We start from the raw sequence: 17,865 nt of genomic DNA on the forward strand, positions 1-17,865 counted from the left end.
AAAAACACACACAGAGAATGAAGTTAACTAAAATACTAATATGCTTGCTGGTCTTCTGGGCCGGAACATTATCTGCGTCTCCTTATTTTTCATTCAAGAAATACCAGGTGGAGGATGGGTTGTCTCATAATACCGTGTGGTGTGCCCTTCAAGACAGTTATGGCTTTATCTGGCTGGGTACCAGTGACGGATTGAACCGTTATGACGGACGAGGCAATAAAGTGTACCGGAATGTTCTCAACGATAAATTTTCATTAGAAAATAATTTCGTAGAAGCCTTGATAGAAGTGGACAAGACTATCTGGGTCGGAACGAACTCCGGACTTTATATTTATGACCGCGATACCGATCGTTTTTCTTATTTTGATAAAACTACGCAGTATGGTGTATATATCAGTAGTGAGATTAAAAAGATTATAAAGACGGAAAATGGTCTTATCTGGATTGCGACTTTGGGACAGGGATTTTTTATTTATGATCCGAAAACAGAGGTGTTGACTCAAAATAGTGTCCAGACTTCTTTTGTGTGGGACCTTTGTCAGAGTGCCGATCAAAAGAGGGTGTATATCTCTTCTCTACAGGAAGGATTGTTGTGTTTTGACGAGAATGGCAAGTTTCTCCGGGCATACGAAATCTCATTGGAAACAAATGCCTCCGATAGTTATAAGGTGAACTGCATTCAGAATATCGATGGAGAAATCTGGATTGGTGCAGGAAGCAATCTGCTGAGTCGCTTGGATGAACGAACCGAAGCTATAGATAACTACAGTGGTTCGGCGTTTAATTTCGGAGCTGTTCATTGCTTGTTGAAGTATACGGACAAAGAGTTGTTGGTAGGGACTGATAACGGGCTTTATCTGTTCAATCAGAATACAAACACATTCCAGCGGGCGGATAATCCGGCGGATCCGAGAAGTTTGAGCGATCAGACCATCAATGGAATGATGTGGGATGCTGAAGGAGCTCTTTGGGTGTTGACCAATCTGGGAGGAATCAACTATATGTCCAAGCAAACTAAACGCTTTGATTATTATTCGCCTGCCTATTTGTCCGGGGTGCCGGGAGCAGGGGAGGTGGTTGCTCCTTTCTGTGAGAGTAAAGATGGGAATATCTGGATTGGAACTCAAAGCGGTTTGTATTTCTTTAATGCTGCTACCCAAGAGCTTTCTCCCTATGCTATTGGAGGAGCTAAAAGTCAGAAATATGATATTCGTTCTTTAATGTTGGACGGCGACTACCTATGGATCGGGACTTATGCCGGAGGAATACGGGTTGTTAATTTGCGCACAGGAGCAGTGAAGGCTTATACTCACTCTCGTGGAATCCCGAATACAATTTGTAGCAATGATGTGTTATGTATCTATAAAGGACGGAAAGGAGATATCTATGTAGGGACGAGTTGGGGATTATGCTGTTATGACTCTGCGAAAGATAACTTTATGACTATCACAAGTGTCGGTTCAATGGTTTCTGTTGTCGATATATATGAGGATATGTACAATCATCTTTGGATTGCGACTTCCAATAGTGGTGTGTTTTCTTACAACACGATGAATGCCCATTGGAAGCATTATCAGCATGAACGGGAAGACTCGACCACAATTACCAGCAATTCGGTCATCACTCTGTTTGAAGATGCGAAAGGAACCATGTGGTTTGGTACTAATGGAGGAGGGTTGTGTTCCTTTGATCCTAAAACGAAAACATTCATTGAATTTGATCCGCATAATACCTTATTACCTAATAAGGTTATTTATGCGATTGAACAAGATCAGGGAGGTGATTTCTGGATATCCAGTAATGCCGGAATTTTCAAGATTAATCCTCTCACTAAAGATCATTTCCGACAATTTACGATTAATGATGGTTTGCAGGGAAATCAGTTTATGGCTCGATCTTCATTGAAATCATCCGAAGGAAAATTGTATTTTGGTGGAATAAATGGCTTTAATGTATTTCAGCCCGAACAGTTTGTGGATAACAAATACATTCCTCCGGTTTATGTGACCGACATCCGGTTGCCTTATCAGACTGATGAACTGGAAGTAAAGAAACTGCTTCAGTTGGATAAACCGCTTTATATGGCCGATAAGGTGACTTTATCTTATGAGAACAACAGTTTCTCCATCCGATTTGTCGCTCTTAGTTTTGAAGATCCGGCAAAGAACCGATATTCTTATATACTTCGGGGAGTGGATAAGGAATGGATTATGAATACCGAGAATAATGTGGCTTCTTATACCAATTTGCCTCCCGGTGAGTATCTGTTCGAAGTCAGAGGTTCTAATAATGACCGTCAGTGGAATGAGAAGACTACTACTTTAAAGGTGGTGATTACTCCTCCTTGGTGGCGTAGTACTTTGGCTTATGTTGTTTATGTTCTCATGTTATTGGGATGGATCGGCTGGATGGCCTGGCGATGGAATCTCCGCGTTAAACGCAAATATAAACGGCGGATGGAAAAATATCAGACTGCCAAGGAACAGGAAGTTTATAAGTCGAAGATTAGCTTCTTCATCAATTTGGTGCATGAGATACGTACTCCGCTTAGTTTGATACGTCTTCCCTTGGAAAAACTGTTGGAGAAAGAGCGTGAAGGGAAAGATCTCAAGTATCTGTCTGTGATAGATAAGAATGTAAATTATCTGTTGGGAATTACTAATGAATTGCTTGACTTCCAGAAAATGGAGAGTGGCACGCTGCATTTGAATTTGAAGAAGAGTGATATTAAGGAACTTGTCAGTGATGTTTATAACCAATTTACAAGCCCTGCTGAATTAAAGGGAATTGATTTACAATTGACTGTTCCAGAACAAGAGCTGGTGTCTACGGTGGATCGGGAGAAATTAAGTAAGATTCTTGTTAACCTGATGGGAAATGCCATCAAATATGCTCATGCGCATATTGAATTGAAACTAGTTGTCACTGATAAAGGATATGAGATACAGGTGAATGATGATGGTCCCGGAATACCGGATGAACAGAAACAAAAGATATTTGAAGCTTTCTATCAACTGCCTGATGATAAGGTGGCTACGGCTGTAGGTACCGGTATCGGATTGGCTTTTGCAAAGTCTTTGGCGGAGGCTCACCAGGGAGATTTGTACTTGGAAGATAATGTTGGAGGCGGTTCTTCATTTATATTGTCTCTTCCGGTCAAAGAGTGGGAGACGGAGAAAACGGCTGATATTGTAGAAATGCATCCGGAACATGTGGATGTTTCTGATGCTGTATCTTCGGAGTATTCAGGGAAGAAGTTTACGGTTCTGCTGGTTGAGGATAATGTTGATTTATTGAATCTGACTCGCGAGTCGTTGGCAGAATGGTTCCGTGTGTTGAGGGCTTCCAATGGTCGTGAAGCACTTGAAGTGCTTGCACAGGAAAATGTAGATGTCATAGTAAGCGACGTTATGATGCCGGAGATGGATGGTCTGGAACTTTGTTGCAAAGTGAAGTCTGAAATCTCTTATTCCCATATTCCGGTCATTTTATTGACGGCAAAAACCACTTTGGAGTCTAAAGTCGAAGGACTTACATGTGGAGCAGATGTATATGTGGAGAAACCATTTTCTATCAAACAACTTCATATGCAGATCGAGAATTTGCTGAAGTTGAGGCAGTCTTTCCATAAATTGATGGTGAGCCTGGCTGGGGATACGGTGGCTGTTTCGACAACGGACTTTGCGATGTCGCAGAAAGACTGTGAATTCATTGCGAAGATACAAGGGGTGATAGCCGAACAGCTGGCAGATGAGAACTTTTCGATAGATACCTTGTCTGAACAGATGAATATGAGCCGTTCCAATTTCTATCGGAAGATCAAGGCTTTGTCCGGAATGTCACCTAATGATTATTTGAAGACACTTCGTATGAATAGAGCTGCTGAACTGATTATGAGCGGTACCCGGATTTCTGAAGTGGCAGCACAGGTGGGATTTACTTCTTCTTCTTATTTTGCGAAATGTTTTAAAGCGCAATATGGCGTATTACCTAAAGAATATAATGGTCAGCCTCCGGTTTCAGGTGAGGAGTGATAGATTGCATAAAGCATATAAAAAGACTCCTGCCGGGAAATATCTTATGATATTGCGGCAGGAGTCTTTTATAAAATAATCAATTGAATGCTTTTTATTTCTTTTTTTGTCCCGGATAAGGTTCTACCATACAACGTTTCGCCCACGCTTCGTAAGCTTTTGTCATTTCCGCTACTTTTTCAGGGTGTTGCGCTGCCAGATTATGCATTTCGCTCCGGTCTTCATTCAGGTTGTATAACTCCCATTTAGCGTTTTCTCCCGGACGAACCAGCTTCCATCCATCTTTAGAAAGAAATGCACGTTCATTGTAATGCTCGAATCCCAAATAGTCGTGTCCTTCACGATGTCCGTTTTTGAAAATAGGAACCAAGCTCTTACCTTCTAATGGAATGATGTCGTTTCCTTTGTATTTGGTAGGATAAGTAGCTCCCGCCATATCGATACAGGTTGCCATAATATCCATCACATGCCCGATTTCAGGAGTCATCTTGCCGACATTCTTCTTGATACCTTTCGGCCAGTGAGCAATCATCGGAGTACAGATACCTCCTTCATAAGATTTAGCTTTCCAGAAACGGAACGGTGTATTGGCTACGTTTGCCCAACGTGCTCCCAGTGAAGCATAAGTTGTTTCCGGTCCGGGTAGTACTTCTTTGTTATGAGGATAAACCATTTTCTCCCCTTTACGTGTCATGTCAGGACGGTCGTTTTCTCCAGGAGAGTAGTTCTGACAATTTTCATTGCTGCATCCGTTATCGGAAAGGAATAGAATCAATGTGTTTTCAAGCTGTCCTGTCTTTTCCAGAGCATCGATTACTTGTCCTATTCCCTGGTCCATACGGTCGATCATGGCAGCATGAACAGCCATGGCGCGAGCATCCCATTCAGCATGTGGATTATCTTCCCATTTATCTTTGAACTGTCTGTCAGACAGGAAATTATCCATGTCAGGGAATATACCCAGTTGTTTCTGACGTTCGTAACGTGCATTACGGATGGCTTCCCAACCTACTTTATAGGTATCCTTGTATTTCTCAATATCTTCCGGCAATGCGTGCAACGGCCAGTGTGGTGCTGTGTAAGCCAGGTACATAAAGAATGGTTTATCGTCTTTGGCATACTCTTTCACTTCTTTCACTGCACGGTCTGAAAGTGCCTGTGTGATGTAATATCCGTCGGGTACTTCTTTTACGGGTACTTCTCCTTCTACTAGACTGAATGGATCAAAATAATCTACCACTCCATAAATCGTACCATAATGGGTGTCAAATCCTCGATTCACCGGATAATGACAGAGGTCAGAGTAGGTTTCGTGGTATACGTGGTGTGCGAGCCATTCGCGTTGGTCTTTGCGTAAGGGAGTCTCGGCGATATGCCATTTACCTACCATGCTGGTTGCATATCCTGATTCTTTCAATACTTCAGCAATGGTAACTGCATTGCGTGATAGTGTACCCCGGTATCCCGGCAGGTGGTCATCGAAAGTCATTCGTCCGATTCCTGCCTGATGTTGATAAAGTCCTGTTAATAAGGAAGCACGTGTCGGACAGCTCCGACTGGTGTTATAGAAATGATTGAAACGTACTCCTTGTTTTGCCAGTTTGTCCAGATTAGGTGTGTGAATTTCACTACCGTAGCATCCCAAATCGGAATAGCCGAGGTCATCTGCAAGAATTACCAGGATATTAGGTCTCTGATCAGACTTTTTTCCTTTGGCGTTTGCTGCAGTGTTGCCGGCTATCATTAGCGCCGCCGGCAGAATAAAAGCTTTAGAATTCATGAATATTATTGTTTAATTAGAGGTTTGTAATCCTTTGTCCTTGTTTTCGGCATACCATTGGCATACCTTTTTGCTCAACTTGGCAACCAGATCAGGATGCTCACTTGCGATATTGCTCTTTTCAAACTTATCCTTTTCCATGTCATATAGTTGTGCATCACTTCCGTCACCATTCACTAATAATTTCCATTTTCCGCTACGTATAGCTAAATGAGGGCTTTTATCATAAGCATTTCCGGGGAACATGAAGAATTTGTTTCTTCCGAAATCCCACATTAAATCAGTCTTGCGTTTAGCTTCCGATTTTCCGAGAAGAACTTTTGCATAGTTCTGCCCATCACCTTTGTAGCCTTTTTCAGTTTTGATTCCCGCTACTGAACATAAAGTCGGATATAAATCTACGGCACATAATACAGACTCATTATTTACCTGTCCGGCTTTAATCTTCTTAGGATATCTGACGATGAACGGCATGCGGATACCGCCTTCATAAAGACTATTTTTAGTTCCCCTCAGATAAGCGGAGCGTACAGATTTGAAGCTAGGTGCGGGACCATTGTCACTGGTGAAAATAATGATTGTGTTTTCCGCCAGTCCCAACTCATCCAGTGCTTTGATAAAACGTCCGAGCTGTTTATCCATTTCCGCAAGTACGGGTGCAAACGCTTCCTGTGTTTCCCAGCTTTTTCTTTCCTTTTGTTTGAATTCCGGTACCCAAGGGGTGTGCATGTCATCCGGCCATAGGTTCAGGAAGAAAGGCTCATCTTTGTGATGTTTTACAAACTCAATACTTTTATCTACAAAGTATTCGGTACGTCTCCAGCGTTTCACACTGTCTTTATCCGACCATATCCACTTAGTAGCAGTGATTGCGGGTTCCGGATCCGGGCTCTCGTAAGTTGAAATGTATTCATCAAAACCGTAATTCTTAATAGAAGGAGCATCATGTACGTCGCGTCCGCCTCCCATGTGCCATTTTCCGATATGTCCTGTTGAGTAACCTGCATTTTGGAAAGCACGTGCCATTGAAGGCAACTTATCATCAAGGAAGTTACGTTGTTCGCATTTCCTATTGCTCGCTTTGTCGTTCAGGAAAGTGTTGATTCCCACTTCAAGAGGAAATAGACCTGTTGTCAGTCCGCAGCGGGATGGAGAACTAACCGGCGCAGAAGAATAATACTGATTGAATAATAATCCGTCCTGTGCCAATTTATCAATATTAGGAGTAGGAGCGAATTTACCTCCATAGCAACCGATATCACCGATACCCATATCATCGATATAGATAATTACTACATTGGGTTTTGTTTCAGCTTGTGTGTTAGCAATGGGGAGGAGGGCTCCCAACCAGGGTAAATGTTTTTTTAAGTTCATAATTATTTTGATTTAATTAACTTCAGTTTTTCGTGATGACTTTCCGCAAAAGTAGGGAAGATATCAGAGAAGGAAGGAAAAATACTAATCAATAAAGGAAAAAAAATGGTAGAATGATAGATTTCTCCTTTCTTCTGTTGATAAAACAGGAATAGAGAAGCTCGTAGAAACCGAAAACTTCTCTATTCTTCTAATTATTCTATGGTACTGTCATTGGAGAGAGTATCTTGAATGGGAGCTTTACTTTGCCACAGTTTTAGTCAGTAATTGTACCCATGAGTATTTAGTGTTTTCTACCCAATTATCCGGTGACACTTCGATTGTACCAGTTTTTGCTGTTATTTTTTGTATGCAAATCAATCCTTTCTTTCCATTAGCTGTTTTGAACAAGTAAACTTTATTTGCTTGAATAGCTAAAACTTCGGAGGTCGGATCTGCCAGACTTTCTATCGGAGTTGCATCTACCTGGGAGATTGCATTAAATTCCGCTTGTGATAAAGAGGTTTCAGCAAATAATGTATGTTGTAAACCGCTAATTGTCATCAAACCATACTCACTTCTTTTAGCTGGTGAAACAAAAGCAGGTACTGCTTCACTTCCCGAAGACAAGATAACATCTCCGAGTGAGAAATCTACTTCGTTTGTATATTTCATGGCATCAGCAGCCATATAGGTGCGTCCAAGAAGCCATGTTGCATAATAACAACCATAGTAGGCCGAGGCTGTCTCTACTATTTCTCCATCTTTTCCGTAATCCGGATCGGAGAATAAAACGGAAGGAGTAATCTCTACCAATAAGTTGCGTTGGTACGTATGACCGTCGGCACCTAGAACGACTACTGTAATACAGGCATTTTCTTTTAAAGAAGTAAACTTGTAACTTGTCTCATAATTAGTGGTTCCGTCTGCAAATGACTGGGCAGTTTCTTCTATCAGATTTCCTTGCATTCCGGTTTTGGAATCTGCCTGGTAGATTTCAAAACTCATGATCTCTCCCTGTACTTTGACAGTTGCCGTGTATTCTGCAACTCCTTTCTCTAATGATACTCTATTGTTCTGATCGACATCTGCAAATTCAATCTTGACAGGTGCTTCATAATCAACTTCATATTTATCTGCGCAGCTAAATAGTCCGAATAAACTGATTGACAGAATTAATGCAATTATACTATTTGTTTTCATGACTTTATTTTTTTAAGTAAACATTCTATTTAGATTAGTATCCCGGATTCTGGTAGATATTCGGGCAGTTATTAACTTCATCCTGTGGTATTGGAGCCAAGTTCATACGCTCGTTATAATTACGTGTATCTAAAGTTACCCGTTGATATTCACCGTTAATTTTCTTTATTCCGACAGCCGGTAATCTCATTACATCTTTTGCTATCAGCCATCTTCTTATATCAAAGAATCGATGATCTTCAAAACAAAGTTCTACACGGCGTTCTTTGCGTATGCGTTCCCGAAGGGTTGCCTGATTATAATCTGCGGCCAGTAAGTCTGTCGTGATACCGGCACGGCGACGGATCCTGTTAAGTTGGGCTATTGCTTTCTCTCTGGCTGTGTTCGTATCTTCAGCTTCATTCTCGGCTTCTGCATAATCAAGCAGGATTTCTGCATATCTCATCATTGGAAAGTCCATGTAAGTGGTACCACCTTTTCGATGATCGATACGGTCATCCAGGAACTTTGTCAGGAAGTATCCGCTTCCCCATCTATATGATTTTGACAGGTCTATTGTAGCTGGCTTACCGTTGACCAGAGGCCAGGTAGCACCATCACATAGAATGCTTTGCGCCAAACGGGGATCCCTGTTAGCATAAGGAGAATTTTCATTGTAACCGGAATTCGGGTTGATGATGGCTTTCGTATTTGATTCGTAACCGAGAATGGGCTGTGAACCGTCGAGCATATCATAACAATCTACCAACCATTGGTCCGGGCAAGTCAGTAGCTCCTTATTTACATTCCAGGGGTCAAAGGCAGGCATCATTCCGTAAAGATCATTTGCCGGTGCGCGGAGAAATCCCATGATTACCTCACCATTGGCACGAGTATTGAATAATCGTGTGTAGCTCTTTTCCGGAGTGGTCGGATCTTCATATAAACGATAGAAATCTCCGTTGTCAGAATATTCAATCATATCGTAGGCAGCATCAGCAGCTTCCCTCCAGGTCACTCCGGACGCATTGTGTAAGGGACTTGCTGCATAAAGTAATGTGCGTGCCAGATAGCCTAGGGCTGCTCCCCGGGTAGCTCTTCCGTAGTCTGCCGCATCGTATTTGTCCGGCAATACTCCCGGTTCTGCAAGTTCTTTGAATTCATTAGTAATCCAACGGACGGTGGTCTCTAACGATTCACGTTTGATTTCATCATAAAGCAACGGATCGAGTTCTTTGTCTCCGATTACTAATGCTCCGTAGAAACGAAACAGTTCGTGGTGATACAATGCACGCAGAAAACGTACTTGATTTTTCAAGGAGATCTTCTCTGCATTCTCCAGAGGTGAACGGTCTACGTTGTTTAGGAAGGTGTTTGCAGAACGAATGGCCTTATAGTAGAATATCCAGGGATGGTCACCGCCAATCAAACCTTTGGAAGCATCAATTCCTCCCTTGATAAATTTTTCGAGTTCGGGAATGACTGCACCTCCGGCACGGGTTGTATTTCCGGCTCCATCGTCTGTTGCGTTGTCAAGCATACAAGGTGAACCGCCAATGTTTGCCAAAAAGCCAAAGCTGCCCAGGCGGTCTCTCCCCATGCGCATACGTGCATACAAGTCGTATGCAACTTTGCGGGTCAAGGTAATGTCCGAATAAACTTTCTCTGTATCTGTAAGATCCAGTTCGGTTTCTTTCATCAGGCTATCTGCACTACAACTGGTAAGCAGGACAGCCGTTACAAAGGATATAAATAGTTTTCTCATAAATTATTCATTTCAAACATTAGAAATTCAGGTTGATACCAAAATTTATTACTTTTTGTTGTGGATAGAATTGTCCATTGCTATTGTTCGATGATTCAGGGTCTACCTTTTTTACGTTATCCCATGTAAAGAGATTGTAGGCATTCGCATATACTCTAAGTGAACGTACTCCGAATTTTTTCAATAGTTTGCGAGGTATAGTGTAGCCTAACTGAATGTTTTTCAGACGCAAGTATTTGGAGTCTTTCAACCAATAGTCGGATTTATAATAATTAGGATGTGCGGCAGTGGCTGCTTTTGTGAAACGTGGATATGTTGCTGTTGCCGCTGTCTCCGGTGTCCATCTTCCGATATGCTCTTCGTAATAATTCCCCCAGAAATTATCCCATGCAATATCTTGTTGCAGATAGATAGATGAACGGGCAGCTCCCTGAAGTAATATGCTAAAATCAAATCCTTTCCAGTTCATACCGGCGGCAAGAGAAAAGGTCATCTCGGGCACCGGATTGTAACCGATAGGAGCCTGGTCGTTGGAATCGATCACTCCGTCATGATTCAAATCTTTGTATTTAATATCTCCTGGTCGGCTTACTTGTCCGAATTGAACGGGAGAACTTGCTATGTCTTCATAAGAACTGAAGAATCCGTCGGAAATATAGCCGATAAACTGTCCGATAGGATTGCCGGTTTGTGACATATAGGAATAGGGTTTCACTGATTCACTTTTCTCTACAATCTCATTGTGGGCATATCCGTAAATCCCTTTTACGGAATATCCAAAATCTCCTTTTTGATCTTGATATCCTATTTCCAGATCATATCCCTGATTTGTTACGACACCATAGTTTATGGGAGCCAGTCCGTTTGAACCGGCTGCCTGAGAATATCTTTCCGGTTCACATAAGATGTTACTGCGACGTTCTTTAAAAAAGTCGATACTGGCAGATATTTTGTCTTTCAGCCATTTTGTCTCAAGTCCTAAGTTGTATTTCCGTGCAACTTCCCATGTGATGTTTTCATTGGCACTTTTTCCTTGAATCAGACCTTTAATCGCAGGATTGTGTGTCTCTCCAAAAGTGTACCCTAATCCTTCATCATATCCTGAACGATAATAGTAAGAGAAGCCTCCCAGCTTGTCATTACCAACTTCACCATAAGAGAAGCGTAGTTTAGTAAAACTTAAGATAGGGTTTTCTTTAAAGAAAGGTTCATTAGTCAGTACCCATCCCATTGATGCTGCAGGGAAGAGCTGATAACGGTGTCCTTCCGCAAAACGGTTTGAACCGTTATAACCTGCGTTAACTTCGAGCAGATAGCGATTTTCATAATCATAGTTTACACGTCCTACTAAAGCCTGATAGATATGAGGCACGTAAGAATAGCGTCCGCCAGGGGTGGAGGTGTAACTCATATTATAAAGTGCCAGTCCGGATACGTTATGTCCGGAGAAGGACTGTTTATAGCGAACTGCTGCTTCAATATACTTACGGTGTGTAGCTGCCGTTTTGTTAGTGGCTTTTGTTGGCAACACCATTTCAAGCCCTTGTTTATAGGTTTCGTTTACAGGATTATATTGATAGATATTGGGACGCTGCTGTATGCTGCGGTTATTGCTCCAACCGGCATCGTAAGAGAACTTTCCGTCTATACTTAATCCTTTTAACAGTTTCCTTAGGTTATATTTGAAAGCAAAATCTGTCTCAAGCTTATTGTTGAAATCAAGAAAAAAACCTGTATAACATAACGTTACGAGTGGATTTTGTCTCCATATCCCATCGGCAGCGGCATAGGTACCATTCGCATTCAAGATGGGGAATGCTTGAGGAGAATTGCGGTAGAACATACCGAACAAACGCATGGCTTCCTGTCCATCAGCATCGTAGCCATAGGGACGGTTCTGACTTCCGAAACGATAAGCAAGATTCACGGATACTTTAAAATCTTCAGTCAGATTGATATCGATATTTGAACGGGTAGTGAGCCTATTGTACCTGTATTCTGAATTATAGCCTTCTTTGTACAAGCCTTTTGCTACATCTGGTGAGGCTGCTAAAAGAGCTTGTATCGTTTCGTGTTCTTTAATTTTGTCCACATCTGTCTCAAACATACCTGTTTGAGTAAAGTATCCCACAGAGACAAAGTAGCGTACTGTCTTGTTTCCACCGGATAAGTTGACGTTGTATTTTTGTTGGAAACCATTCTTCGTAAACATATCTACAAAGTCATTGTCCGGGTGTGTGAACGGACTTTTTTGGGTACGATAGAGATAGTTATCGTATTCTGAAAGAAAAAGGCCTCGGGTATTACCAGTATCGGAAGGGTCAAAGCCGTCATTGATAGCACCTTCACGCATGAATCTTGAAACGGATTCTGCACTTAGAGTTTGAGATATACGATTGAAGGAAGTAACACCGAATTCAGACGAGAAAGAAATTTGAGTTTCTCCTTCACGACCTCGTCGGGTAGTCACCAGTATCACACCATTTGCTCCTCGTACACCGTATACCGCCGTTGCAGAAGCATCCTTTAACACGGAGATGGTTTCAATATCATCAGGGTCGATTTGTGCCATAGGGCGTTCTACCCCGTCAATCAGTACCAAGGGGCTAGAATCGTTCAATGAAGCGCGACCACGAACAAACATCGTAGCCTGATCGCCACCGGGACGTCCGCTTTCCTGTCGGGTTACTAGTCCCGGGATGCGGCCGCCTAAAGCATTTGTGACACTTGATACAGGCATACTTTTCAAGTCTTGCGTCCCGACATTAGAAATGGAACCGGTGAGAGATACTTTTTTCTGTGTGCCATATCCTACAACAACGACTTCATCCAATTGCGCAACATCTTCTTCTAAAGTGACATTGATAAAAGGATGATTCTTTTTTATGGCAATAGATTGTTCAATAAAGCCAATCATTGAGATAAGAATTGTCTGTTCTGCTTCGTTGGACAATGTAAGAGTAAATTTGCCATCCAAACCAGTCACTATTCCATTATTAGTCCCTTTCTGAAGGACAGTAGCGCCAATCATCTCCATTCCTTGGGCATCTTTGACAATTCCGCTAACTTTGGTTTGTGCATAGACATGCCAGATGGAACTGGTTAAGCATATGAATAATATTATTATTTTTTTCATGTTTTCTATCTATTAAATAGTTTTGATCCCCATTACCAACCCGGATTTTGTTGAATGGAAGGGCTTTCCTTGATTACTTTCAGAGGAATGGGATGATAATACATGTAATCCTTAAAATTGCGTGCTTCATCTACTGTAAAGCGAGTATAATGAAGTCCGGAAACATTTTCTTCTACTTTCATTCCGACAATAGGTTCTCTTAGTTGATTGCCATCCATCCAACGTCGCAAATCAAAGTAACGATGTTCTTCAAAACAGAGTTCGATACGACGTTCTTGCTTCACCTTTTCCATGAAGTTATCATCTGTCACCCCATTAAGAAATTTATCATCTGTTCCGAATCCGGCTCTGGAACGTATTTTCTGTACGGCTTCTATTGCTGTCAAACCATAGCCTTCAGGGTCCGCATTCATGCCGTAAGCGTGATGCATGGCTTCTGCGTAGGAAAGTAGGATATCAGATAAGCGAATCATCGGGAATAAGTGGAAAACAGTACCTACATTAGCCTGTCCGAAGTTCAGGGTTTTGTCCAGGAACTTAGCCAAATAATACCCAGTATTGGTCGAACGGTTTTTCACTTGGTTGAGTCCGTCTATGGTTATATTATCACTAATTCGCGTATAGATGGTATTCTTTCCATAAACCGAACCGTCATATCCAATAATTGCTGCCAGACGTGGGTCTCTGTTATTATACATGTTCTCGCCATCAGAAGAATGGGTATAATTACTTCCATCTTTCATAGTAAATGCATCGATTAATTGCTGTGAAGGTACTGTACCTCCTCCCTGATCTTTGGAAATAGTAGGGGGATAATGCCTGTTTTCCAGAGCATTGTCTTTGGCAGCTGTGTAGAACAATATGTATTCCTGATTAGGGTTAGCATGGATAAAGATCTTATCATACGTTTTAGCAGCAGTAAGAGCTATCAGGCTATATTTCTTATTTCCATTTGGGTTTATAGTTCCATCTGCATTCAGGTTAATTACATCTGCACAAGCTTTGGCGGCAAGTTGCCAGCGTTCTGTCACATCCGAGCCGTCAGTATACCCTAGTACTGGGTCATTATTATCTGTTCTGTTATAGAGTGGGCTTGCAGCGTAGAGTAACGTCTTGGCTTTAATGGCAAGTGCCATTCCTTTAGTCATACGGCCATAAGAACCATTCCCACCTTCCGGGTCAACTTTCAACACAGCGGCAGCACTCTCACACAACTGTACGATGTGATTGACACAGTCCTTGAAAGAGTCTCTTGCTTTTGTTTGCAGTTCAGGATCGTCGACTTCATAAATACGATCGACAATAGGAAAACCTCCGTAGTGTCTTAACAGGTTAAACTCAAATAAGGCCTGTAAACATTCAGTTTCCGCACAATAAGTGTCCTTAAATGCTTGGATATCTTCTTCTGTCTTATTTTGTAACACCAAGTCGGCTTCACGCAAATACTTGCGAGCAAAAACAGCTTGTTGGATTCCCTTGTATGAATTATTCCAGCATTCTTCAATCGGATTTGAAGAAGTGATATATCCACGAGACAACTTATGGATATCCGAATCTATGATTGTGCTTATTCCATCATTAGTGGCTGCATCTAAAAAGGCATTTCCTACGTGGTTGAAGCCTTCGGGAATATATGCATAAACCTGATTGATAGGTTTCAGATAGTTCTGCTCATTCGTAAAAATATCATCAGGTTGTGCCCAGTCATAGGGCATGTCATCCAGATAATCACAACCAGAAAGTGTAAGTGTTGCGCTTATTGCTAAATAAATTATCGATTTTTTCATGCTATCAGAATTTTAAGGAACAACCTATACTCATGTTTCTCGTCAAAGGAGCCGCCAGTGAAGGCGCTTCAGGATCAACCCATTTATATTTTGTCCAGGTAATCAGATTCGTTCCGCTAAGGAAAAGTCTCAATCCCTTAAGATGGATTTTCTGTATCATTTTTACAGGAAAGTCATAAGAAACTTCCAACGTTTTCAATCTTAAGAAATCAGCATCTTTCACATTTAATGTACTTATCTGCCTGTTGTTAAGATTGGCATTGTCCAGTGTTGTTAAACGTGGGAATGCTGCATTCTGGTGTTCGGGTGTCCAATAATCAAGTTGATGCTCAAATATGGTTCCGTTGTCTGTAAAAGGATTCATTACGATGTCCGAATATTGATGAGAGACTTTTGCTGCTCCCTGAAACAATGCGGTGATCGAAAATCCTTTGTAGCCGACTCCTAGATTAATGCCATACATCATTCTGGGAATATCTCCATATCCGATAGGTATCATATCGTTTACATCGATCTGTCCGTCTTTGTTTATATCTTCATAACGTACATCGCCTGGTTGGACATCAGAGAATGTTTGTACAGGAGAGGCTGCTATTTCTTCCCAAGAGTTAAAAAAGCCTTTTGCGATGTATCCTCGGTTTTCTCCCAAAGGACGTCCCTGATTCTTCAACCATTCGTATGGCTGATCTACTTCGCCATTTGCAATCAGCTCATTCGTGGAATAAGAGAATGTACCTCCTATGAAATAGCTCCAATCTGCGATATTTGAATTCCACATGGCAGATAAGTCTACTCCATGGCTATTGATCTTGCCTATATTCTGCTTAAATTCTTTTACATTACCGACAAGAGAGCTGATTTTATTATTAACTACGTACATATCATGACGGTTGTCCTTGAAAAATTCAGCTGTAACAGATAGGTGGTCTGAAAATAGTCTGGTATCTATTCCGATGTTCAGAATTCTTGCTTTTTCCCAAGTCAGTCCGGGATTTGGAAGTATATCCTGAATATATCCTCCAAGTTTTGTTCCCATGTTTACCCCTGTGATGTAGACATCGTTTTGCGGCCACATACGTCCCCTGTAATAAAAGGCATCTACACCCGATGAGTTGCCGACTTGTCCATAAGATGCTTTTAGTTTCAGGTAGGGCACTAATTTTTGAACATCTTTCCAAAAGGACTCGTTAGAAACAGTCCATCCGGCAGATACTGTAGGGAAGAAACCGAATTTGTGTCCCGGACCAAATTTGTGAGAACCCTGATAAGCTCCGATAACATCGATGCCATATCTTTTATCATAATTATAGCCGAACCAACCGTTTACGCTTTGGAAGCGGGTTGGTAATACCATTTCATCATTGCTTTCATATTGTTCATAGAAAGCTAAAGCCGAAACTCCATGTTTTCCAAAGGTACGGTTATAATCTAATTGAGCCACGATACCGGTCCGGCGGAAAGAACTGGTATTATCTACCTTGTTTATCATCGAGTCATCCTCGCGGGTCCGGCGGAGAACGTTCTCATTCGTGGCGTCCTTTTCGTAATATGCGAAAGTTATTGTACGTCTGATAGAAGAAACTGTGCGTGAATCCATAGATAAAGCAATAGAAGCTTTTAATCCCTCTGTTATGAAGGAAAGATCCTGTGAGAGTTTCGTACGGAAAGAACCATACAATTGTTTGTCCTGGAAGTAACCGGAGCGGTTTAGCATTGCCCATGGATTTTCACGGAATGCATTTCCTGCTACAATTTTTCCATCTTCTGTATTGATAATATTGCCGTATTGATCTGTATACCCTTGATCACTGTACCATTCAGGGAAGATTCCTTGCGGTAATGTGACCAGGTTTTTATAAATGTTTTCGGCTCCACTGCCAGGCCCGTTCTGGCTTTGATACCAGCCATACAAATTTACGTCCAGTTGGGTGGTGCGAGTTACAGCAAAATCAATATTGGAACGGATATTAAACCGTTCGGCAGAGTGATTGGTACTATAATCATGTGAATCATCCGTATTGAAGTAGCCATTGTTACGAGTGTACATTGCATTCACGAAATATGTACTTTTTTCAGTCCCTCCTTGGATATTAAGATTATAGCGCTGGCTCCATCGGGTATCTTTCAAGTATTTATCGGCCCAATCTACATTGGGATACAATATGGAATTAGGGTCATTGTTTGCATAATTCATAATGTCATAGTTGGAATACAGTGGATCCATATTGTCATTGTGACGGGCAATGTTATGCTGTCTTGCGTAATCGGCTGCATTTAATGACTCTAACTCTTTAAGTGGCTGTTGAGCTATTATTTGAGCTGTTAATTCAACCTGTGGTTTCCCTTTTATTCCTTTACGGGTTGTAACCAGAATAGCTCCACTGCCTGCACGCATTCCATATAAAGCTGTTGCTGCAGCATCTTTCAATACGGTAATTGATTCTACTTCGTGTGATGACAAAACAGCAAAATCCCGTTCTTGTCCATCAACCAGTACTAGCACATCGGATGAATTACTTCTCTGTCCTCTTATCCAGAATGAATTCTGTTCATTCACCAATCCACCACCTTGGACCTGCCGGGCAAAATAACCAGGTACCAATCCTGCTAATACTGCCGAAAGATTTGTAACGGGTAGATTACGTAACTGTTTACCCGAGATAGTGTAGGCTGAACCGTTATAATCTCCCATAGGAAGTACACGATAACCTAAATCTAAAGGTAAATCTTCTTTGTTTTGGACATTTTGTGCCTGGCTTATAAGAAAACCGGGTAATAGTCCAACTAACAAAATTTCTCTTAAGAACTTCATACGTATAAATTTTGAG

General features: G+C 41.6%; 8 protein-coding genes. 1 reads left to right on the top strand and 7 read right to left on the bottom strand.

What is annotated here, in order from left to right; all coding sequences use genetic code 11:
- The first annotated feature begins 17 nt into the window (after positions 1-17).
- Positions 18-4,034 (top strand): two-component regulator propeller domain-containing protein, encoded by a 4,017-nt coding sequence (locus tag NXV01_RS06320; protein ID WP_148364143.1) that lies wholly within the window; start codon positions 18-20, stop codon positions 4,032-4,034.
- Positions 4,035-4,128: 94 nt separating this feature from the next.
- Here NXV01_RS06320 and NXV01_RS06325 read toward each other — a convergent pair whose 3' ends face one another.
- The 7 genes from NXV01_RS06325 to NXV01_RS06355 all read right to left on the bottom strand — a co-directional run bounded on the left by NXV01_RS06325 (position 4,129) and on the right by NXV01_RS06355 (position 17,849).
- Positions 4,129-5,814, bottom strand: coding sequence for an arylsulfatase (locus NXV01_RS06325; protein WP_148364142.1), 1,686 nt, complete (start codon positions 5,812-5,814; stop codon positions 4,129-4,131).
- A gap of 12 nt (positions 5,815-5,826) precedes the next feature.
- Entirely contained in the window at positions 5,827-7,188 is a 1,362-nt protein-coding gene (locus NXV01_RS06330) for a sulfatase (protein WP_195648897.1), read from the bottom strand.
- Positions 7,189-7,428: 240 nt separating this feature from the next.
- Positions 7,429-8,370, bottom strand: a complete 942-nt coding sequence (locus tag NXV01_RS06335) for a hypothetical protein (protein ID WP_148364140.1) — start codon at positions 8,368-8,370, stop codon at positions 7,429-7,431.
- 34 nt (positions 8,371-8,404) lie between these two features.
- The gene (locus tag NXV01_RS06340) at positions 8,405-10,114 is read right to left on the bottom strand and encodes a RagB/SusD family nutrient uptake outer membrane protein (RefSeq protein WP_148364139.1); all 1,710 of its coding nucleotides are present in this window, start codon (positions 10,112-10,114) and stop codon (positions 8,405-8,407) included.
- Between the two features lie 19 nt (positions 10,115-10,133).
- On the bottom strand, positions 10,134-13,250 hold the full coding sequence (locus NXV01_RS06345; protein WP_259021974.1) for a TonB-dependent receptor: 3,117 nt from the start codon (positions 13,248-13,250) through the stop codon (positions 10,134-10,136).
- A 32-nt stretch (positions 13,251-13,282) separates the two neighbouring features.
- The gene (locus NXV01_RS06350) at positions 13,283-15,037 is read right to left on the bottom strand and encodes a RagB/SusD family nutrient uptake outer membrane protein (RefSeq protein WP_259021977.1); all 1,755 of its coding nucleotides are present in this window, start codon (positions 15,035-15,037) and stop codon (positions 13,283-13,285) included.
- Positions 15,038-15,041: 4 nt separating this feature from the next.
- Complete coding sequence (locus NXV01_RS06355) at positions 15,042-17,849, bottom strand: TonB-dependent receptor (protein WP_148364136.1); 2,808 nt, start codon at positions 17,847-17,849, stop codon at positions 15,042-15,044.
- Positions 17,850-17,865: the final 16 nt, after the last annotated feature.

Origin of the sequence: Bacteroides sp. BFG-606 (assembly GCF_024788145.1) — a bacterium.
Taxonomy (GTDB): Bacteria; Bacteroidota; Bacteroidia; order Bacteroidales; family Bacteroidaceae; genus Bacteroides; species Bacteroides vicugnae.